Here is a 20,105-nt window from a genome sequence, read left to right on the forward strand (position 1 = left end):
CAGTACGGCGAACATGGGGGCTGGCGGGCCTCCACCGGAGTGTAAGCGTCATCTGATCACCAGGTCTCCCTGGGGGTCTACCTGCCCAGGTAGGCGCCACCGTTGACATGGACGACCTGTCCGGTGAGGTGGCGGGCCTCGGGGGAGGAGAGGAACCTGACGGTCTGGGCCACGTCGTCGGGCGTGCCGGCGCGGCCGTTCCTGGTGCTCTCGACCCGGCGCCGCACGCCCTCCTCGGTGAGGCGGCCCCGGAAGAACTCGGTGTCCACGATCAGGCCGGGGGAGACCACGTTGGCGGTGATGCCGCGGGGGCCCAGCTCGGCCGCCAGGTCGGCGGTCCAGGCCTCCAGCGCCGCCTTCGCCGCGCCGTACGAACCCGAGCCGGTGCCCCTGGCCGCGATCGAGCCGATCATGACGATCCTGCCGTGGTCGGGCATGCGGGGGACCAGCGCCGTGGTGACCAGGACGGCCGACAGCAGATTGGCGTTGAGGTTGGCCCACCAGCCCTCGGCCACGTCCATGAGGTCGTCGTCGGCGACCGGGCGGTCCAGGTTGGTGTTGCCGCCCGCGTTGTTGACCAGCACGTCCACCCGGGCGGGCAGCCTGTCCAGGGACTCGCCCACGGCGACGGGATTGGCCGCGTTGAACGCGACGTAGGCGGTGCGGGCCGGGTCGCCCAGCCGGTCGCAGGCCTCCTTGAGCACCTGCTCGCGCCGTCCGGTGACGGTGACCCGGTCACCCTGGGCGACGAACGCCGCCGCGACCGCGTATCCGATCCCGGTGCCGCCACCGGTCACTACGATTTCCCGCATTGGACGCAGCCCTTTCCGTACGGACAAATCCATAAAAGGAGCAACGATATCTAGCGGGGACCATAGCCGATAGGTATAACGCAGATGACAGCGGATCCGTACACCTATCGTGAGTGCGTTTGGCGCCCCCCTGACACCGACTCTGAAGGAGACGGGCATGAGCCAGAACTTGCTCGGCGGCAACCCTGCGGAAATGCAGCAGATGGCCACCCAGTTCACTCAGCAGGCCGATCAGGTGCGGGCCACGATGGCGGCCCTGGACCGTGAGGCCGCCAAGGTCGGCACGGCCTGGACGGGCCCCGGCGCCCAGCGTTTCGGTGAGGCCTGGCAGAACTACCGCACCGCCTTCCAGCGCATGGCCGAGGAGCTCACCGAGGCCGCACGGGTCATCAACACCTATCGCGGCAACATCGAGTCGGCCACTCGCTGACGGCCGGTCCCGAGCGCCCCTTCCCGCCGGGTTTTTCCGTCCCGCCGGATATGGGGCGCTTCCTCATGCCCTGACAAGCCCGTCACGGCATCGATGAGCCCGTTACGGCATCGCGCTCTGGACCGGGGTGACGGTGCCCAGGGTGACCAGCAGGCCCCGGCCCGGGGGACCGCCGACCGCGCCCCGCGGCAGCCGTACGGTGAACAGGTCGCCGTCGGCGGGGCTCTGCACCGACAGCAGCAGGCCGGTGCGGGACTTGCGGGCCTCGGCGGTGAAGCCCCGATAGGCGGTGGTCAGGTCGCCGGTGGTGCCGCCGACGATGAGTCCGTGCTCGCCGTCGCGGCCGGTCCGCAGCACCCGCTCCAGGGCCGTGCCGAGCGGGGAGTCGGCGGAGACCAGCTCGGCGTCGTCGACGATCACGACGTAGCGCTCCTGGCCGGCCACGGCCCCGTCCAGGTCGCCGGCGGAGTCGAGCACGGCCAGCACGCCGGGCTCGTCGACCAGCGTGCACAGGGGGCTGCGCCGCGGGGTCACCAGGACCACGGGGGTGCCGTGCGAGAGCAGGGAGCGGGCGGCCGTCAGCAGGACCGACGAGCGGCCCGAGCGCGGCGGGCCCGCCACGACCGCGCCGGGACCCTGGGAGAGCAGGTCGACGCCGAGCGGGGCCAGCGCGTCGCCCCCGGCGCCGAGCAGCGCCCACAGGGGTGAGGGGGGCTCGAAGGACGGCGCCAGCGCCATCGCCTGGGCGGCGGTGATCCGCATCGGCAGCGGGTCCACCCGCAGCGGCGGCTCCCCGTCCCAGATCCACCCGGCGGGTTCCGCCACGTCCCGCCCGCCCGGGACGTCCCGGGCGCTCACGGTTTCCTCGGCCGGGGCGTCCGGCACGGTCCCCGGGAACCTGGCGGGCACCGTACGGGCCAGCGACTGCAGGGCGGAGACCTGGGCCGGTCCGGCGGGGTCGTCGTCGAGCAGGGCGATCTGGCTCTCGGTCAGGCCGTGCTCCCCCAGGGACAGGGCCCGGCCGGGAACCAGGACGGAGGGCAGGTCCTTGACGGGCAGCCCGGCCAGCCCGTAGTCGGCGGGGTCGGCCAGGCGCAGGATCAGCCGGTCCTCGAAGACCGTGGAGATCTGCCCGATCAGCGCGGACCGGTCGCCGGTCACCACGGCCCGCAGGCCCACCGCCGGGCCCTCCCGCAGCAGCTGCATCAGCGAGTCGACCAGCCGCCCGTAGTCGTAGCCCTCGAACGCGGCGACGAACCCCTCCCACCGGTCGAGCATCAGCACCAGCCAGGGCGGTCGCGGCCCGGTGCCGTGGGCGCGCAGCTCGGCCAGGGAGGCGTGGCCCGCCTCGGCCAGCAGCTGCTGGCGCCGTCCCACCTCGGCCCGCAGCCGGGCCAGCAGGCGCTCCACCCGGTCGAGCTGGTCGCGGGTCACGACGGCGCCGCAGTGCGGCATCGCCACCAGCGGGAGCATCGCCCCCGACCCGCAGTCGATCACATGCAGGTGCACGTCCTGGGGGGAGACGTTCGCGGCGATCGCCCCCGCCAGCGTGCGCAGCGCGGTGGACCGCCCGCTGCGCGCCGCCCCGGCCAGCAGCAGGTGCCCGCCGTGCGCCAGGTCCAGCGTCAGCGACCGGCGGTCCTGCGCCCACGGCAGGTCGGTCACGCCGAACGCCAGCGGAGGGACCTCCTCACCGCCCGCCCGGTACGGCGCGGCCCAGCCGGACAGGCCGGTCCCCGGACGCGGCGTGGCGCCGTGCGGGGACCCGCCCGGCGGGTGCGGCGCCGCCCTGTGCGAGGACTCGTCCGCCGGATGCGGCGCCGCCCTGTGCGAGGACTCGTCCGCCGGGCGCGGTGTGGTCCTGCGCGGGGATCCGCCCGAGCGGTACGGCGCCGCGCGCCTCGGCCCGTCCCCGGCGGAGGGAGGCGGGGAGAGCCCGGGGAGGCCGGGCAGGACCACGAGGCCGGGCAGCGGGTCGAGCCAGGGGCTCGGCCGACGCGCGATCCCCGCCGTCCGGGCCGCCTCGGCCAGGGCGTCGGCGAGCAGGGACAGGTCGGTGACGGGGGAGCCGTCCATCCCCGCCTCCTGCGCGGTGAGCGGATGCCCCAGGTCACGCCAGCCCAGCTCGGTCACCCTGGCCCTGGCCTCGGCCCGCTCGCCGGGGCCGCGCCCGCCGATGCGCGCGGTCTGCACCGCCGTGGCCGCCCCCGCGCCCGACTTCACGTAGCACCGGCCGGGGGCGGACTTGGGGATGTGCGCGGCGTCCGGCCGGTCGATGACGTCGGTGGACTCGGAGGACTCGGTGACCCGCAGCGCGATCCGCAGGGAGGTGTTGGCCTGGATGTCGGCGGTCACCACGCCGCCGGGCCGCTGGGTGGCCAGGATCAGGTGGATGCCCAGGGAGCGTCCCCGGCGGGCGATGTCGACCAGGCCGGTCATGAAGTCGGGCAGCTCGCTGACCATCGCCGCGAACTCGTCGATCACCAGCACCAGCCGGGGCAGCGGCCCGAGCGGCTCGCCCCGCCCCCGCAGCGGGGTGACCGGCGAGGACCCGCCCGCGACCAGCAGGTCCCTGGAGGCGCGGGCCCGCTGGGCGTCGCGCAGCTCGTGGTAGTCCTCGACGTCCTTGGCCCCGGCCGCCAGCAGCAGCCGCTCCCTGCGCCGGATCTCGGCGGCCAGGGAGGCCAGGGCCCGCCGGGTCAGGTGGCCGTCCAGGTCGCTGACCATGCCGACGGTGTGCGGCAGCCGTACGCACTCCTTGAAGGCCGCCCCGCCCTTGTAGTCGATCAGCACGAACGTCATCTCGTCCGGCCGGTTGGCCACCGCGAGCGAGCAGATCAGCGTCTGCAGCAGCTCGGACTTGCCCGCGCCCGTGGTGCCCGCGATGAGCGCGTGCGGCCCGTCGGTGCGCAGGTCGACGGAGAACGGCCCGTCCGGGCCGGCCCCGATCACGGCCTCGGTGGACCGGCCCCACCGGGCGGCCACGGCCGCGGCCGAGGGGGCGGGCAGCCGCAGCAGGTCCAGCAGCCGGGCGGACCCGGGCAGGGCCAGGCCGGGGTCCTCGCGGCTGACGTCGCGGATCGGGGCCAGGGAGCGGGCCAGCCGGTCGCACCAGGAGGAGGGGACCCGGTCGGCCAGGATCTCGCCGAGGCCGTCCAGCCCGCCGCCGCGCAGGCGGAGCCGGCCGTCGGCGGTGGTCTGCGCGACGGTGGCGCACTCCTCGGGCAGCAGCCGCTGGTCGCCGTCTATCGCCAGGGTGTAGACGCCGGCGCGGGGGCCCTGGCGCAGCACCTGCGGCATGCCGGGCAGCGCGCGCAGGACCTGGGCGCCGTCCAGGATCACCAGCACGTCGTGCGGGCGTTCGTCGTAGACCGGGGTGAACTCCCGAGAGCCGCCCGAGCCGTCCCAGCCGCCCGCGGTGGGGGGACCGGCGCCCAGGTCGCCCCAGCCCGAGGGGGATCGGCCTGTTTTCGGTGAGGTGCCGTCCTCGCCGAGGCGCTCCGCGATCAGCGCGGTCAGCTCGGCGACCCGCCGGGCCGCGGCCTCCGGATCGGCGCCGACCAGCGCCGCGCAGTCCTCGCCGCCGTGCGGGGCGCAGTGGGGCAGCCAGCGCACCCAGTTCCAGCGCTCGGCGCCGTCACCGTGCGCGGACAGCACCACGATCGCCAGGTCGCGCGGGCTGTGCAGGGCGGCGGCCTGGCCGACCAGCCAGCGCGCCAGGCCCACGGCGGTCTCGCGCGGCCCGGTGAGCCCGGCCACGCCGAGCCGCCGCATCGCCAGCGCCACGGGCACCGCCCGGCAGACCGGCGGGTCCGGCACGGGCATGCCCGCGGGGGCGCTGCGCTCGGGCACGAGCTCCAGGTCGGCGGGGAGGTCGGCCAGCCCGACGCGCAGGCGGAGCGCGTCGGGGTCGTGGTCGCGGCGCTCCCACAGCCGCCGCCGCGGGCCGGTCGCGGTGAGCAGCACCTCGGCCGGGTCGGGCGCGGCGGCGCGGCGCACGGTCTCGTCGGCGGCGCGGGCCAGCTCCAGGTCGGCCTCGAAGGCCGCCATGCGCTCGCGGTACTCCTTCATCTGCATGCGGTGGCGCTTGCGCCCGTGCCGCCGGTCGCTCCACCACTGGCCGAACATGATCAGAGGGCTCATCAGGGCGAACAGCAGGAAGTACCAGAGCTGGAACGCCCAGGCCAGGACCAGCCCGAGGACCAGGGGCAGGAGGGCGGCCAGGAGCTGCAGCCGCATGGTCTCGGCCCGCACCGGCTCGGCCGGGACCTCCAGGCGCCGCGCCCTGTCCGGGGGCCGGAGCCGGGGCGGCCGGTTGTAGGAGAGCCCGCCGTCGGGCTGGGCGTCCAGGTGCGCGTCCGGAGGCTCGACCGCCTTCAGCGTCAGCACCGAGGACCCGCAGGTCAGCAGCGCGTGCTCGGGCCAGTCCACGGCCTCCTCCAGCGGCCGTCCGTCCAGCTCGGGCGCGGCCTCCTCCGGCGGCCGCCCGGCCGATCCCGGCGCGCCCGGGTCCGTCGCGGTCCGCCTCGGCGACGGCCCGTGCGGCTCGGGCGCGGCCTCCTCCGCGGGTTCCACCGTGACGGCCTCGGGGGTGAGCCGGACGACGGCCGCCCGGGCGGGCAGAAAGGGGTCGTGGACGGCCACCGAGCACGCGGGGTCGGAGCCGACGGTGTGCACGCCGATGCCGAGCCGGTGCACCGATCCGGCGGCGGGGCCGCCGACCACCCGGACCTCCACTACGCCCCCGGGCTCCTCGGCCAGCGTCGAGACGGCCAGGCGCCGGTCCAGGGTGACCAGGTCGCCGTCGCGCAGGAGGCCGCGCACGGGGGCGTCGGGCGCCAGCTCGCGGCCGTTCAGCCACAGCGAGGGGGTCTCGCCGGTCTCGCCCAGGCCGTAGGGGGCCCTGTTGCGCGTCAGCCGTACCACGTTGCCGGTGTTCGCCTGCCGGTCTCCCGGCTGCCCGGCCAGCGCCTCGGCGAGCCGCGCCACCGTGGTCGTCTCGTCGCCCTCGACCATGACGTCGCGGTCGGCGTGCTCGCTGAGCACGGTGAGCATGATCCGCATCGCGCTCTCCTAGGGGTCGGGCGCCCTGTTTCAACCTAGCGACCGGGAGCGGCCGGGGAAGAGGAGTTCACGGCAAAGACGGAGGCCGTGGAACGGTATGTGGAAAACGTCGCAACCTGTGGATAACTGTCCGCCGTGATCCGAGCGTTATGCCGATTCATGTGGGGATATGGGGTGATTTCGGGGCTTCGGGGTGGCTGGGGAGTTCCGGGAGGTGCCTGTGGAAAACTCGGTGGAAACCTGGGGATTGCGCCGGTCACGGACAAGGTCGCGCAAGGCGTCCGTCTTCTCCTCCAGGAGGCCGGCGTAGGCGCTCACTTCGGAGGTGACCTCGGCCAGCCCGCTCGCCGCCCGGTGCAACCCCTCGATGACCTTCTCGGCGGCGGGGGCGGCGGCGATCCGCTCTGCGCCCCGGCGGCCGAGCCGCCCGGCGACCGATCGGAGGAGGAGGCCGGCGCGTCCGGTGGAACCCGTGGAGCGTGACGTGCGGCGCCTGAACCACTTGGCCATGAGACAAGAATGGCATGTTTTGAACGAGTTCAGTATGAAAAGCAGGCATATCCGCGTGTCGAGGGAGTGAAGAGGCGGGAGGGGAAGATGTGAATCGGGAGAGGAAAGATGTGACAGGTGGTGCGCGGGGTTATCGGTGTCCTTATCATCGAGATAAGGGCCGTGTCATCTCCCTGATTCGCAAGTTCTCGGTAGATCGTCATTGACAGATGTATTGCTGCCGAACGAGCATTGGTCCTCGCTTTTCCCGGGCATCCGGCAGGCAGGGTGCACATAATGGCGTAAATTCGTCCGTAATCCCCGAATATGATCTCTGGGAGTCCCCCGCCCATGAGGACCAGCGAGAAGCCAGCGGGCCGCGCCCCGGTGAACGCCGAGCGGCCAGGTTCGGCGGGCGCCCTGTCGGGGCCGGCGTCACGCAAACTCCCCGTTCCCCCGCGCGAACGAAAACCGGCACTCGCGGCCCTGGCCGTCCTGCTGATCCTCGGCGGCGCGCTGGCGACCACATTGCTGGTCCTGCGCAGCGGTGACCGGGTCTCCGCGATCCAGATCGTCCAGCAGGTCGGATCCGGCCAGCGCATTCCGGCCACGGCGATGCGCGAGGTCCAGATAGCCGACACCGGCATCGACTTCGTGCCCTACGCCCAGTACCGGAGCATCGCCGAAGGCGAGAACCACGCGCTGGTCACCCTGCTGCCGGGAACGCTCCTGACCCGCCAGATGGTGGTCTCCACCAGCAGGGAGCTGGGCCCGGGCAAGTCGCAGGTGGGCCTGTCGCTCAAACCGGGCCAGACCCCCGGCACCCTGATCAGGGGAGACCGGGTCCAGATCATCCACGTGCCCGGCCGGGGCGCCACCGCGCAGGGCGAGGTGCTGGCGCAGAACGCGCTGGTCCACCAGGTCGGCGAGGGCCGCGCGTCCGGCCAGATCACGGTGATCGTGGACAGCTCGGTCGCGCCGGAGATCGTCGCCTACGCCTCCAACGGCGAGATCGCCGTGGCCGAGCTGCCGGGAGCGCGCTGACGTGGCGCTCATCGTGCTGGCCGCCGACAAGGGCGCGCCCGGCGTGACGACGGCGGCCACGGCCCTGGGCGCCATCTGGCCGCGCCCGGTGCTGCTGGCCGAGTGCGACCCGGCCGGCGGCGACCTCGCCTACCGGCTCCCGGCCGCCGACGGGGGTGTGCTCAACCCCGGCAGGGGCCTGCTCACCCTGGGGGCCACGGCCCGCCGGGGCCTGGGCCCCGCCCTGATCCACGAGCACACCCAGAAGATCGTCGGCGGGCTCGACGTGCTGGCCGGCCTCACCCACGGCGAGCAGGCCGCCGGGCTGACCTGGCTGTGGGGCCCCCTCGGCCGGGCGCTGGCCGCGATGCCGCACGCCGACGTGCTGGCCGACTGCGGGCGGCTGGGCGCGCATCCGGAGCTGGGCGAGCTGATCGCCGAGGCGGAGCTGACGGTCCTGTTCACCAGGGCGAGCCTCGACCACGTCGCCCACCTGCGCGAGCGGCTGCAGGTGCTGCCCCGCGGGACGCGCGTCGGAGTGGTGACGATCGCCGACCCCCGGCAGTACCGCGCGACGATCGACGAGGTCCGCCGGATCGTGGCGGCCACCAGCAGGGACGTCGCCTTCGTGGCCGGGCTCGCACACGACCCCAAGGGCGCCGAGCTGCTGCGCGGCCAGTGGGGCGGGCGCCTGGACCGCTCGCTGCTGATCCGCACCGCCCGCGAGCTCGCCGGCCGCCTGGCCGCCCAGGTGACCCCGGGCCGTACGGCGGCCGCCGCGGAGACCGCGCCGTGAGGCGCGCGGACGCCGGACGGCGGGAGGGCGCATGAGCATCGACCACACCCTCGTCAAGAGGTTCCGGCAGGAGGTCGGCGACCGGCTGGCCCACCAGCGCCGTCTGGACCAGGCCTCCGGCCTGCCCCCGATGACCGGGGAGGACGAGCGCCAGTTCGCCCGCGCGCTGATCGCCCAGGTGCTGGAGGAGTTCGCGCGCGGCGAGATCGGCGTCGGCCGTACCCCGCCCACCGCCGAGGAGGAGGAGGCGCTCGCCGCCGGGATCCACGCGGCGCTGTTCGGCGTCGGCCGCCTGCAGCCGCTGCTCGACGACCCCGAGGTCGAGAACATCGACATCAACGGCTGCGACCGGGTCTTCGTCGGCTACGCCGACGGTCAGGAGCTGATGAGCGATCCGGTGGCCGACTCCGACGAGGAGCTGGTCGAGCTGATCCAGATCCTCGCCGCCTACAGCGGCCTGTCCAGCCGGCCCTTCGACACCGCCAACCCCCAGCTCGACCTGCGCCTGCCGGACGGCTCGCGGCTCTCGGCGGTCATGGACGTGACGGTGCGCCCCGCCGTCTCCATCCGCCGCTCCCGGCTGGGCAAGGTCTTCCTCAGCGACCTGGTGGGCAACGGCACGCTCAGCCCCGAGCTGGGCCGCTTCCTGTCGGCCGCCGTGGCCGCCCGTAAGAACATCATGATCGCCGGATCCACCAACGCCGGGAAGACGACCCTGCTGCGCGCGCTCGCCAACGAGATCCCGCCGGCGGAGCGGCTGATCACCGTGGAGCGGGCGCTGGAGCTGGGGCTCGACCAGTTCCCCGAGCTCCACCCCAACGTGGTGGCCTTCGAGCAGCGCCTGCCCAACTCCGAGGGACAGGGCGAGATCACCATGGCCGAGCTCGTCCGCCGCTCCCTGCGCATGAACCCCTCCCGGGTGATCGTGGGCGAGGTCCTCGGCGACGAGATCGTCACCATGCTCAACGCGATGACCCAGGGCAACGACGGCTCGCTGTCCACGATCCACGCCAACTCCTCGATGGAGGTCTTCAACCGGATCGCCACCTACGCCCTGCAGGCGAGCGAGCGCCTGCCGGTCGAGGCCACCCACATGCTGATCGCGGGCGCGATCGACTTCGTGGTCTTCATCGAGAAGCGCAACGACTACGCGGTCGGGGGCACGCTGCGCCGCTTCGTATCCAGTGTGCGCGAGGTGGCCGGGGTCGACGGCAGGGTGCTCTCCTCGGAGGTCTTCACCATCGGACCGGACGGCCGCCTGCTGCCGCACGCCCCGGTGTCCTGCCTGGAGGATCTCGCTCCGCACGGCTACGACCCCCGGGGGTGGGCGTGATCTCCTTCCCTCCCGGACTGCTCGACCCGCTGGTGCTGCTGGCCGGGGCGGCGGTGGGCGGCGGCCTGTTCCTGCTGGCCCTGGCACTGTACGGCGTGCGCCCCCGCCCGGCCCCGGCGCGCAGGGCCGGGCGGCGCGAGCTGCTGCGGGCCCTGTCCACCCGGTCCGCGGTGGGAGTGATCGCCGGGGTGGCCGTGCTGGTGGTGACCGGGTGGCCGGTGATGGCGGCCGGCGCCGTACTGCTGGCCCTGGGGTGGCGCGGCCTGGCGGGCGGCGCGGCCGAGGAGCGGGCGGCGATGCGGCGGCTGGAAGGGCTGGCCGCCTGGACCGAGTCGCTGCGCGACACCATCGCCGGGGCGGCGGGCCTGGAGCAGGCGATCCCGTCCTCGATCCGTGCCGCCTCGCCCTTGCTCCGCCCGCACCTGCGCGCGCTGGTGGACCGGCTGCACACCCGGATGCCGCTGCCCGACGCGCTGCGCCTGTTCGCCGACGAGCTCGACGACCCCTCGGCCGACCTCGTGGTCGCCGCGCTGATCCTCAACTCCCGGCTGCGCGGTCCCGGCCTGCGCGACGTGCTCGGCGCGCTGGCGGTGTCGGCCCGCGAGGAGCTCGACATGCGCCGCCGCGTCGAGGCCGAGCGCCGCTCCACCCGGCGCAGCGTGCAGATCGTGGTCGGTACGGCGGTCGCCTTCGCGGCTGCGCTGGTGGTCTTCAACCCCGACTACGTCTCCGAGTACGACGACGCCCTCGGTCAGGCCGTGCTCGTGGTGGTGGCCGGTTTCTTCGGCGCCGGGTTCGCGTGGATGCGCCGTCTGGCCCGCTTCGACAAGCCCGCCCGCCTGCTGGGCCCGTCCGCGGGCCGGGACGGCGCCACGGGAGGTGCACGGCGATGAGCTCCAGGCGTCGCGGGAGGTGGACCGCGATGAGTTCCAGGCGTCGCGGGAGGTGCACGGCGATGGCCGGGGCTCCGGCGGTGGGAGGTGCACGGCGATGACCGAAGCGCTGCTGGCCGGAGGCGGGCTGGGGCTGGGCCTGTTCCTGCTGGTGCGGGCGTTGTTCCCGGCCAGGCCGGGTCTGGTGACGCGGCTGCTGGCCCTGGACGCCGCCCGCGAGGGCACCGGCGCCCCGCACCCGCAGCTCGTCCTGCCCGATGAGGAGGTCGGCGCCTTCCGGCGCGGGCTGGGCGTCAAGCTGGCCCGCCTGTACGCCGCCCGGGGCTGGGAGGTCCGTTCGGCCCGCGCGGACCTGTCCCTGCTGGGCAAGTCGTTCGAGGGGTTCCTGTCCACCAAGGTGCTGCTGGCCGTCTCGGGGCTGCTGGCCTTCCCGCTGCTGGCCGGATGGCTGGCGTTGATGGGCTGGGGGATCTCGCTGACCGTCCCCCTGTGGGCGGCGCTCGCCTTCTCCGCCGTGTTCTTCTTCCTGCCCGACCTGCAGATCAAGCGGGACGCCGCGCGGATGCGCCGCGACTTCCGGCACGTGGTCGGCGCCTTCCTCGACCTGGTGGCGATGAACCTGGCCGGAGGCCGCGGCGTGCCCGAGGCGCTGATGATGGCCGTCTCCGTGGGCGCCGGCGGGCCCGACGACGAGGCGTCCCACTGGGCGATGGCCCGGATCCGCGAGGCGCTCGCCAACGCCAGGATCGTCGGCATCACCCCCTGGCAGGCGCTCGGTCAGCTCGGCGACGAGATCAACGTCGACGAGCTGCGCGACCTGTCCGCCGCGCTCGGCCTGGTCGCCGACGACGGCGCCAAGGTCCGCGCCTCCCTGACCGCCCGCGCCGCGACCCTGCGGCGACGCGAGCTCGCCGAGGTGGAGGGGCAGGCGGGCGAGCGGTCCCAGTCGATGCTCGTCGCCCAGCTGCTGCTCTGCGCGGGCTTCGTGATCTTCCTGAGTTTCCCGGCCGCTATGAAGATGTTGGGGTCCTGACCATGCTGAACCATCCGTGGATCGTCTACGCGGTCGCCTTGCTGAACGTCCGGATCGACAAGGCGCGCAACGCCCCCACCCGCGGCGCCTCGGCCGTCGAGTGGGTCATCATCACCGCCATCATCGCCGGGGTCGCCCTCGGCCTCGCCACTCTCATCAGGACTCTCGTCCAGGACAAGCAAACGGAGATCTCCGACCAGTTCGGCGGAGGAGGGGGCGGGGGCGGCGACGGAGGCGGAGGTGACGGCGGTGGCGGAGAGCCGTGACCCCGAGGGACGTGACGCGGGCAGCCGTGAGGTGGCGGGCCGCGGCGCGGAGAGCCGTGACCGGGAGCGGGGGGCCACCGCCGTCGAGCTCGCGATGATCATGCCGGTGGTGCTGATCGTCATCCTGCTCGTCGTGCAGTTCGCCCTGTGGTTCCACGGCCGGCAGGTGGCCGACGCCGCCGCGAGGGAGGGGGCCCGCCTGGCCAGGGTCGACACCGACTCCTGGCAGCAGGACGCCGAGTCGCGGGCGCGGGAGGTCCTGGAGGCCGTCGGGCCCGAGCTGCTCGGCGGGGCCACCGCCACGGCCTGGGAGCAGGACGACCGGCGCGGCGTGGAGATCACCGCCACCGCGGTCCAGGTCATCCCGCTGCTGCCGGCCACGACGTTCACCATCACCGCCCGCTTCGGCGGCCCGGTCGAGTGCTTCCGCCCCGACGACGGGAGTGAGGGATGCGAGTGAGATCCCGGGACGACCGCGAGCGGGGCTCGCTCTCGGCGGAGACGGTGCTGCTCGCCCCGGTCTTCCTGCTGTTCCTGCTGTTCCTGGTCGGCGCCGGGCGGATCGTGGAGGCGCAGGGCGAGGTCAACGGCGCGGCCAGGGACGCGGCGCGGGCCGCCTCGGTCGAGCGCACCAGGAGCGAGGCCGAGACCGCGGCCACCGAGGCGGCGCAGGACTCCCTGCCGGACGAGTGCGAGCCCCAGGTCAGCCTCTCGGGCACGACCTGGGAGGAGGGCGGGCAGGTCAGGGTCGAGGTGAGCTGCTCGCTCGACCTGGGATTCCTCGGATTCGGCGCGGCCAAGGAGATCCGGGGCGACTCGGTCGTCCCGCTCGAGCAGTTCCGGAGGGTCGAGTGAACCGGCCACCCCACGCCGAGGCGTCCCCGGTTCTCCGGCGGGAGCGGGGGTCGATGTCGGTCTTCACGGTGCTGTTCTCCGTGGTGGTCTTCCTGCTGGCCGGGTTGCTGGTGGACGGCGGGGCGGCGATCAACGCCCGGTTGCGGGCCTCGGACATCGCCGAGCAGGCCGCGCGGTCCGCCGCCGACCAGATCGACGTCGAGTACCTGCGCGAGACCAGCCGGGCCCGGCTGCTGGAGGGCGACAGCGTGTGCGCCGCGGCGGAGGAGATCGTCTCCGCGCACGCGTCCGGTGAGGTCCGGCTCGTCTCGTGCGAGCCCCGGCCGGAGGAGGTGGAGGTCGCCGTCTCCGTCCGCTGGACGGCGTTCTTCCTGGCCGCGCTGGGCTTCCCCGGCTCGGAGATGGAGGCCGTGGCCGTCGCGGGGCCGGACACCGGACAGGAGGCTCCATAACCGGTCGGGCCGATTGCAATGAAGCGCCAGACCGATTAGGGCCGACCACTGGCCGAGCCGGGGACAGAAGACCACGCTGGACATGGAGGGAGACGCATGCCGACGCGACAGCCCATGCGCATCGAGCCCAAGCGCACCGCTGGCGACCTGTTCGCCGGATTCGGGGCGCTGATCGTGCTGATCGCGCTCGTCGGCGGGGTCCCCTACGCACTGCTCAGGTTCGCGGGTCCGCCGCTCCCGCCCGAGCTGCTCGACCTCGACCTGATGAACAGCCAGGTCGGCACGGGGACGCTCGTCGCGATCCTGGTGCTGCTGGTCTGGCTGGCCTGGCTCCAGCTGGTCGTGTGCGTGATCGTCGAGCTCTACGCCGGGCTCCGCAGGGTCGGCATGCCCGCCAGGGTCCCGATGTCGGGCGGCACCCAGGTGCTGGCCAACCGGCTGGTCTCGGCGGTGCTGCTGCTGTTCACCGTCTCGGCGGTCGCCGTACCGATGATGCGGACGGCCGGCCCGCCCGTCCGCCCCCTCCCCGCCGCCGCGACCCTGGACACGCCCCCGCCGAGCGCCGATCGGGCGCCGCTGGCCCCGGTGGAGAAGGCCAAGAAGGTCTACGTGGTCCAGCCGCCCCACGGCCGGCACCACGAGAGCCTGTGGGAGATCGCGGAGAAGTGCCTCGGCGACGGCCGCCGCTATCCGGAGATCTACCGGCTCAACCAGCACAAGGAGCAGCCCGACGGCAGCCGTCTCCACATGGCCGACCTGATCAGGCCCGGCTGGGTCCTCGACATGCCGGACGACGCCAGGAACATCCACGTCGTCCCCGCGACCCAGAGCCGCGCCGCCACCCTCGACGAGCACCCCGGCAAGCCCGCCGAACTCGACGGCCGCACCCAGTACTTCACTCCCGGCGGCGCCGACCCCGTGGAACGTCCCCCGGTCACCGAGCGGGACACCCCGGCCGACGACCGGGACACCTCGGTCCTGCCGAGCCGTCAGACGGACCGGCCCGGTACGGCACGGGACACCGGCCCCGGCGACCGCCCGGCCGTGGTCACCGACCGGGACGGGCGTCCGCAGGAGGCCGCCGACCAGGGCGGACGCCCACGGGACGTCACCGACCTGGGCCGGGTGGGAGGCGGCGACTCCGGGACGGCGGCCGGCGACGACCTGCCGGACTCCGTACGGGACCCCGGAGGGGAGGCGGGACAGGACTCCGTACGGAATCCCGGAGCCGGATCCGGACAGGACTCCGCCGAGGGCTCCGAACGTGGCTCCGGGCACGAGGAGGGAGAGGAAGACGAGTCGGTTCAGGGATCCGGGAAGGGCGACGGCCGGCGTCCCGCGACCGGAAAGGACGGCTCGGGGTCCGCAGCCGGACAGGAAGGACCGGGGCCGGCTCAGGGGGCCGGGCAGGACGACAACCGGGGCCCCGCGGGCGGGGACGTGGAGGAGGACTCCGGGCTGGGACCGCTGGACTACCTGGCGGGCGCCTCGCTCGCCGCGGCCGGGTTGCTGGTGGCGCTCGGCCGCAGGCGCAGGGAACAGCTCTGGCACCGGGCGTTCGGGCGCAGGATCACCCGGCCGCGGGAGGACGCGGCCCAGGCGGAGCTGGCGCTCAGGCTGGGCGCCGACGCACCGGGCAGCCGGATGCTGGACCTCGGGCTGCGGCTGCTGGGCAGGTCCCTGGCGGCCGGGGGACGGGTTCCCCCGACGATCTACGCCGCCCACCTGTCCCCGCGCCACCTCGACCTGTGGATCCACCCGCCGGAGCCGCAGGCCCCCGAGCCCTGGGAGGCGCACGACGGGGGCCAGGTGTGGCGGCTGCCCGCGCACGAGGGCAGGATGATCGACGAGCAGGGGCTGGCCGGGGCGCCGGCGCCGTACCCGGGACTGGTCTCCCTCGGTTCCACCGGCGAGGGACGGGTGCTCGTCGACCTGGAGGCGGCCCACGGGCTGATCAGCCTCACCGGGGTACGGACCGTCCCGGCGCTGGCCGCGCTCGCCGTCGAGCTGGCCACCAACCGCTGGTCCGACCGGATGCGCGTCACGCTCGTCGGCTTCGGCGAGGAGCTGACCGCGATCGCCCCCGACCGGATCAGATACGCGGCGAGCCTGGCCGAGGTCCTGCCGGAGCTGGAGGCCGAGGCGCGGACGGGGGAGGGCGGCCACGGCGCGGAGGTGCTCACCGGGCGGATCACCGGCCGCGCGGCCGACCCCGCCTGGTCACCGCACTACCTGCTGTCGGCGATCACCCCCAACGCCGAGGAGGCCGACCTGCTGGCGGTGCTCGCCCGCAAGGGCGTCCGGACGGCCCGCGGGTACGTCATCGCGGGCGAGGTCCCGCACGCCACGTGGAACTGGGAGATCACCGAGGACGGCCGGGCCACGATGGACGCGCTCGGCTTCGAGGTGGACGCCCAGCTGCTGCCGCGGCGGCACTACCGGGCGCTGATCGACCTGTTCCGCACGGCCGGGCGGTTCGAGGGCGAACCGCTGCCCGACGAGCCCGAGCCGGTCAGCCAGGCGCCCTCGGTCGAGGTCCGCATCCTCGGCCCGGTCGAGATCGCCGGTCCGCCGCCGATGGAGGAGGGCAGGGCCGCGCTCGCCGTCGAGCTCGTCGTCTACCTGGCGACCCACCCCGGCGGCGTCCACCCGGTCGTGCTCGGCGGCGTCCTGTGGCCGCGCGGGGTGCAGGCCGTGGTGCGGGACGCCACGATCGCCCGCGTCGCCGCCTGGCTCGGCTCCGACTCCGCCGGGCGGCCCAATCTGTTCACCGACGAGGACGGCAGGCTCAGGCTCGGTCCCGGCGTGCGCACGGACTGGGCGCTCTTCCGCGCCTTCGTCCACCAGTCGCACACGGACGCCGCGGCGCGCGCCGTGCTGCTGGACAAGGCCCTCGGCCTGGTGCGCGGCCCGCTGCTGAACGGCCGCCCGCGAGGCCGCTACGCGTGGCTGGCCGCCGACGACCTCGAGTACGACGTGGCGGCGAGCGTCGCCGACGCGGCGCACCGGCTCTGCGAGATACGGCTGGCGCACGGCGAGCCCGACCGGGCGGTGGCCGCGGTCCGGGCGGGACTGCTGCTGGCCGCCGACGACGAGGGGCTCTGGCGGGACCTGCTGCGGGCCACCCAGATGACCGGTGACCCCGCCCGGCTGCGGGCGGTGGCCGACGCCCTGCACCGGCGGGCCGCCTCCCATCCGTACGGCGGGGGGATGGCGCCGGAGACGGAGGCGCTCATCGACGAGTTGCTGCCCACGTGGCGGATGAGCTCGGCGCCCTCGGCATGAGCGCGCGCGGCAGAGCGGCCATGCCGATCCGCGCATACCGCTGGTCCCCTACGGCGCGCGCTTCTAGCGTGATCGGCGTGGGTGCCGTGATCGTGCTGGCGCTGACCGGGCTGACGGGCTGTTCCCCGCCGGCCGACGAGACGTTCGTCCCGGCCGACCGGCCGGCGGGCACGCCGTCCGCGTCGGCTCCGGGCGTCTCCTCCAGTCCGTCCGGCTCGCCGTCGCCCGCCGGGAGCCCGCTGAAGCCCGAGAGCATCCGGGTGGCGCCGGGCGTGCGGGTGACGGTCGAGCCCCCGGCCACGGCCGACCCCGCGACCGCCGAGATGATCGCCGCCTTCCGCGACTACTACGCCGGGTCCCTGCGGGTGGTGGCCGCCGGGGAGAACGGCCCGGCGCAGGGCGACACCGCCTATCTCGACCTCCTCGGCGAGGACGCGGTCCGGCAGGACCACGCGTGGGTGTCCGGCTACCGGGACAAGCACCGGGCGCTGCGCGGGACGACGCGGCTGTACGGGTTCGAGGCCGAGCCGCTGGAGCGCGGCGTACGGCTCAACGTGTGCGTGGACATGTCGCGCACCCGGACGGTGGACACGCGCACGGGCCGGACGGTCCCGGGGCGGGACGAGTGGATGCGCAGGCCCTTCCTGCACGCCGCCGACATGTGGGAGGACGGCGACGGCGTGCGCCGGATCCAGTACCTGCGCCACGCCCTGTATCCCAGCGAGCGAGCCGAGAGGTGCATCCGATGATCACGAATGGGATCGCCGTGGGGACCCTGCTGCTCGCGATGGGTACGGCGGCACCCGCCGTACCGGCCGGGGTGGGTCCGGCGGTGACGGCCGAGCCGCCCTCCGGGGAGGGCTTCCAGGACGGCCGTACGGCCGGCGTCCGGCTGCAGAACTCCCAGATCGTCATCACCGGGAACGGCCTGCGGGGCGGTGCGGGCGACGGTTACCGGATCAAGCGCCCGTGCTGGTACGAGCCGGGCAAGGACGCGAGCGGCATGCTGGAGTCGCAGGAGAGCCTGCGGGCCTGGTGGTTCCGCTTCACCCCGAACCCGACCGAGGAGAAGTTCCAGGAGTTCCTCAAGCAGTTCAAGGACAAGATCGGCAAGCCGGGGCGATGGTGGGCGCCCGCGTACAACGCGGCCGATCCCAACGGCCACTCCTGCTGGAACGGGCTGGAGCCCTTCGTGTGGGTGCCGCCCGGGACCACCCCTCCGGCCGGGATCACCCTGGCCGAGCTCGTCGAGATCGCCCGCGCCGCGCTGACCGTGCCCGAGCCGCGGATCAAGCTCAGTCCGGACGCCAAGAGCTACGTCAACCTGCCGACCTGGGTCTGGCTGGACGGCGTCGGGGCGCCCACCCGCTCGGTGACGGCCACGATCCCGGGCTTCATGAGCGCGACCGTCACCGCCACCCTGGAGGACATCCGGATCGACCCCGGCACCACCGCGGACCGCGCCGAGGTCAGGGAGGACTGCGGGCCGGGCGGCAGGCCGTACACCAGGGGCGCCGAGTTCACCTGCGGCGTGCGCTATCTCCGCGCTTCGGCCGACCAGCCGCGGGAGGTCTACGAGCTGACGGTGACCACCGTCTGGCCCGTGGAGGTCGAGGACGACGTGGTCCCCTTCGCCTACGACCCCGTCGAGGTCGAGGCCACCCGGGACGTCCCGGTGGGCGAGGTGCAGAGCACGGTCAGGGGCAACCGCTGACGTCCGGCCGACAGGGCCTTCATTCACGCCGTACGGCTCCACGGATCGTCGAACACTATGGAATGAACCATTCCGTTCTGATATATTGGAACCGAACGTTCCGTTCTGGAGTGTCCAGTGCAAAAGGAGCCATCCATGACGATCCTCGTGACCGGGGCCACCGGAACCGTCGGCCGCCACGTCGTCGACCACCTCCTCCACGCCGGTCTGCCGGTCCGGGCCCTGACGCGCGACCCGGCGAAGGCGGACCTCCCCCGGGAGGTCGAGGTCGTCGGCGGCGACCTCGCGGTGACCGACAGCCTCACGGCGGCGATGGAGGGCGTCACCGCGGTCCATCTGATCAACTTCGGCGGGGACGACTACGCGCCGCTGCCCAACGGCCGGGAGATCGTGCAACTGGCCGCCAAGTCCGGCGTACGGCGGGCCACGGTCCTGGGCGGCCGGGCCGACGGGAGCATGGAGGAGGCCCTGGCCGGCGGCGAGGTGGAATGGACCCTGCTCAACCCGGTCGAGTTCATGGCCAACACGCTCACGTGGTGGGCGGAGTCGGTCCGTGCCGAGGCAGTGGTGCGGGAGCCGTTCGGCGGCCGGCTGAGCGCCATGATCCATGAGGCCGACATCGGCGCGGTGGCGGCGACGATCCTGGGCCGGGGCGGTCACGGGGGCAGGACCTACGTCCTGACGGGTCCCGAGGCGCTGACGACCGTGCGGAAGGTGGAGATCCTCGGCGAGGCGGTCGGCAGGGAGATCCGCTTCGTCGAGCTCACCGAGGAGCAGGCGCGTGACAAGTGGCGGAGCGAGGGGATGGGGGAGGAGTTCATCGAGTTCCTCGTCACGGCGCTCGGGAGCACGCCGGAGGAGGGGTACACGGTGGTCCCGACCGTCGAGCAGATCACCGGCCGGGCCCCGCGCACCTTCGCCCGCTGGGCCGCCGAGCACGCCGACGCCTTCCGCCCCTGAACGGGCCGTCCAGGCGGCGGGAACCCCGGCCCGGGAATGCTCCGGGCCGGGGTTCCCGCGCGTACCGGGTCAGCGGGTCTTCGCCTCGTGGTCCAGCAGCCACTGCTTGACCGGGGTGCCGTAGTAGTAGCCTCCGAAGCCGCCGGTGGAGGGCAGGACGCGGTGGCACGGCACGAACGGGGCGATCAGGTTCTGCGCGCAGGCCGAGCCCGCGGCCCTGGCCGCGGTCCGGGGCAGCCCCGCGCGCTCGGCCAGTTCGGCGTAGCTGATCGTGATCCCCGCGGGCACCTCCCGCAGAGCGGTCAGCAGCCGCTGCCGGGTGGGCGTGCCCGGCTGGCTCACCGGCACACTGTCCAGGGCCTTCAGATCGCCGTCCAGATAGTCCCGTACGGCCTGCGCGGCATGCCCGAGGTCGTCGACCCGCTCCAGGCCCTCGGCCTGCAAAGCGGGCGAGAGCCGCTCGAACATCGTGTGCGGATCACCGGTGAACCCGGCCGCGACGAGAACGCCCTCCCGAGAGAGCAACGCCAGCGGCCCGGCCGGTGTGGAAAGGACCTGTGCTTCGATCATCGTGGTGTCTCCTTCTCATGAGGTCGTGAATTCGCGAATTGCGAGGGGGCGCCGGGGAACGCCCGCAGCCCGCGAGGGGGCGCCGGGGAACCAACCGAGGAACGCCCGCAGCCCGCGAGGGGGCGCCGGG

The 20,105-nt window shown here is 74.0% G+C and carries 18 protein-coding genes; 14 read left to right on the forward strand and 4 right to left on the reverse strand.

Annotated features, from left to right (window positions below):
• Positions 1–77: 77 nt before the first annotated feature.
• The gene (locus Psi01_RS01240; protein WP_204062025.1) at positions 78–812 is read right to left on the reverse strand and encodes an SDR family NAD(P)-dependent oxidoreductase; all 735 of its coding nucleotides are present in this window, start codon (positions 810–812) and stop codon (positions 78–80) included.
• A gap of 109 nt (positions 813–921) precedes the next feature.
• On the opposite strand from Psi01_RS01240, the gene Psi01_RS01245 reads away from it, so the two are divergent.
• Positions 922–1,242 carry a WXG100 family type VII secretion target gene (locus tag Psi01_RS01245; protein ID WP_373872419.1) on the forward strand — a complete coding sequence of 107 codons (321 nt, stop codon included), beginning with the start codon at positions 922–924 and terminating at the stop codon, positions 1,240–1,242.
• Positions 1,243–1,344: 102 nt separating this feature from the next.
• Here the strand turns inward: Psi01_RS01245 and Psi01_RS01250 are convergent, their stop codons facing one another.
• Together Psi01_RS01250 and Psi01_RS01255 are read right to left on the reverse strand one after the other, a co-directional pair.
• On the reverse strand, positions 1,345–6,306 hold the full coding sequence (locus tag Psi01_RS01250) for an FtsK/SpoIIIE domain-containing protein (RefSeq protein WP_204062026.1): 4,962 nt from the start codon (positions 6,304–6,306) through the stop codon (positions 1,345–1,347).
• A gap of 147 nt (positions 6,307–6,453) precedes the next feature.
• The gene (locus Psi01_RS01255) at positions 6,454–6,816 is read right to left on the reverse strand and encodes a hypothetical protein (RefSeq protein WP_204062027.1); all 363 of its coding nucleotides are present in this window, start codon (positions 6,814–6,816) and stop codon (positions 6,454–6,456) included.
• 330 nt (positions 6,817–7,146) lie between these two features.
• Here Psi01_RS01255 and Psi01_RS01260 point away from each other — a divergent pair, with 330 nt between their 5' ends.
• The 13 genes from Psi01_RS01260 to Psi01_RS01320 all read left to right on the forward strand — a co-directional run bounded on the left by Psi01_RS01260 (position 7,147) and on the right by Psi01_RS01320 (position 19,405).
• Positions 7,147–7,839, forward strand: coding sequence for a hypothetical protein (locus Psi01_RS01260; protein WP_239126906.1), 693 nt, complete (start codon positions 7,147–7,149; stop codon positions 7,837–7,839).
• 1 nt (position 7,840) lies between these two features.
• Positions 7,841–8,614, forward strand: coding sequence for a hypothetical protein (locus tag Psi01_RS01265; RefSeq protein ID WP_204062029.1), 774 nt, complete (start codon positions 7,841–7,843; stop codon positions 8,612–8,614).
• Between the two features lie 31 nt (positions 8,615–8,645).
• Complete coding sequence (locus Psi01_RS01270; RefSeq protein ID WP_204062030.1) at positions 8,646–9,947, forward strand: TadA family conjugal transfer-associated ATPase; 1,302 nt, start codon at positions 8,646–8,648, stop codon at positions 9,945–9,947.
• Positions 9,944–10,840: a type II secretion system F family protein gene (locus Psi01_RS01275; RefSeq protein WP_204062031.1), complete on the forward strand. Its 897-nt coding sequence runs from the start codon at positions 9,944–9,946 to the stop codon at positions 10,838–10,840. The genes Psi01_RS01270 and Psi01_RS01275 overlap by 4 nt, the downstream gene beginning before the upstream one ends.
• Before the next feature lie 97 nt (positions 10,841–10,937).
• Positions 10,938–11,873, forward strand: a complete 936-nt coding sequence (locus Psi01_RS01280) for a type II secretion system F family protein (protein WP_204062032.1) — start codon at positions 10,938–10,940, stop codon at positions 11,871–11,873.
• A gap of 2 nt (positions 11,874–11,875) precedes the next feature.
• Positions 11,876–12,139 (forward strand): Flp family type IVb pilin, encoded by a 264-nt coding sequence (locus tag Psi01_RS01285; RefSeq protein WP_204062033.1) that lies wholly within the window; start codon positions 11,876–11,878, stop codon positions 12,137–12,139.
• Entirely contained in the window at positions 12,123–12,599 is a 477-nt protein-coding gene (locus tag Psi01_RS01290) for a TadE/TadG family type IV pilus assembly protein (RefSeq protein ID WP_239126907.1), read from the forward strand. Before Psi01_RS01285 ends, Psi01_RS01290 begins: the two co-directional genes overlap by 17 nt.
• Positions 12,590–12,994, forward strand: a complete 405-nt coding sequence (locus tag Psi01_RS01295) for a TadE/TadG family type IV pilus assembly protein (RefSeq protein ID WP_204062034.1) — start codon at positions 12,590–12,592, stop codon at positions 12,992–12,994. The genes Psi01_RS01290 and Psi01_RS01295 overlap by 10 nt, the downstream gene beginning before the upstream one ends.
• Complete coding sequence (locus Psi01_RS01300) at positions 12,991–13,446, forward strand: Rv3654c family TadE-like protein (protein ID WP_239126913.1); 456 nt, start codon at positions 12,991–12,993, stop codon at positions 13,444–13,446. Before Psi01_RS01295 ends, Psi01_RS01300 begins: the two co-directional genes overlap by 4 nt.
• A gap of 96 nt (positions 13,447–13,542) precedes the next feature.
• Positions 13,543–16,731 (forward strand): hypothetical protein, encoded by a 3,189-nt coding sequence (locus Psi01_RS43995; RefSeq protein ID WP_275424478.1) that lies wholly within the window; start codon positions 13,543–13,545, stop codon positions 16,729–16,731.
• A 77-nt stretch (positions 16,732–16,808) separates the two neighbouring features.
• The gene (locus Psi01_RS01310) at positions 16,809–17,480 is read left to right on the forward strand and encodes a hypothetical protein (RefSeq protein ID WP_204062035.1); all 672 of its coding nucleotides are present in this window, start codon (positions 16,809–16,811) and stop codon (positions 17,478–17,480) included.
• On the forward strand, positions 17,477–18,445 hold the full coding sequence (locus Psi01_RS01315) for a hypothetical protein (protein ID WP_204062036.1): 969 nt from the start codon (positions 17,477–17,479) through the stop codon (positions 18,443–18,445). The genes Psi01_RS01310 and Psi01_RS01315 overlap by 4 nt, the downstream gene beginning before the upstream one ends.
• A 135-nt stretch (positions 18,446–18,580) precedes the next feature.
• Positions 18,581–19,405: an NAD(P)H-binding protein gene (locus tag Psi01_RS01320; protein ID WP_204062037.1), complete on the forward strand. Its 825-nt coding sequence runs from the start codon at positions 18,581–18,583 to the stop codon at positions 19,403–19,405.
• A 69-nt stretch (positions 19,406–19,474) separates the two neighbouring features.
• Here the strand turns inward: Psi01_RS01320 and Psi01_RS01325 are convergent, their stop codons facing one another.
• The gene (locus tag Psi01_RS01325; RefSeq protein ID WP_204062038.1) at positions 19,475–19,975 is read right to left on the reverse strand and encodes a methylated-DNA--[protein]-cysteine S-methyltransferase; all 501 of its coding nucleotides are present in this window, start codon (positions 19,973–19,975) and stop codon (positions 19,475–19,477) included.
• Positions 19,976–20,105: the final 130 nt, after the last annotated feature.

The organism is Paraplanobispora siamensis, from assembly GCF_016863175.1.
Taxonomy (GTDB): Bacteria; Actinomycetota; Actinomycetes; order Streptosporangiales; family Streptosporangiaceae; genus Planobispora; species Planobispora siamensis.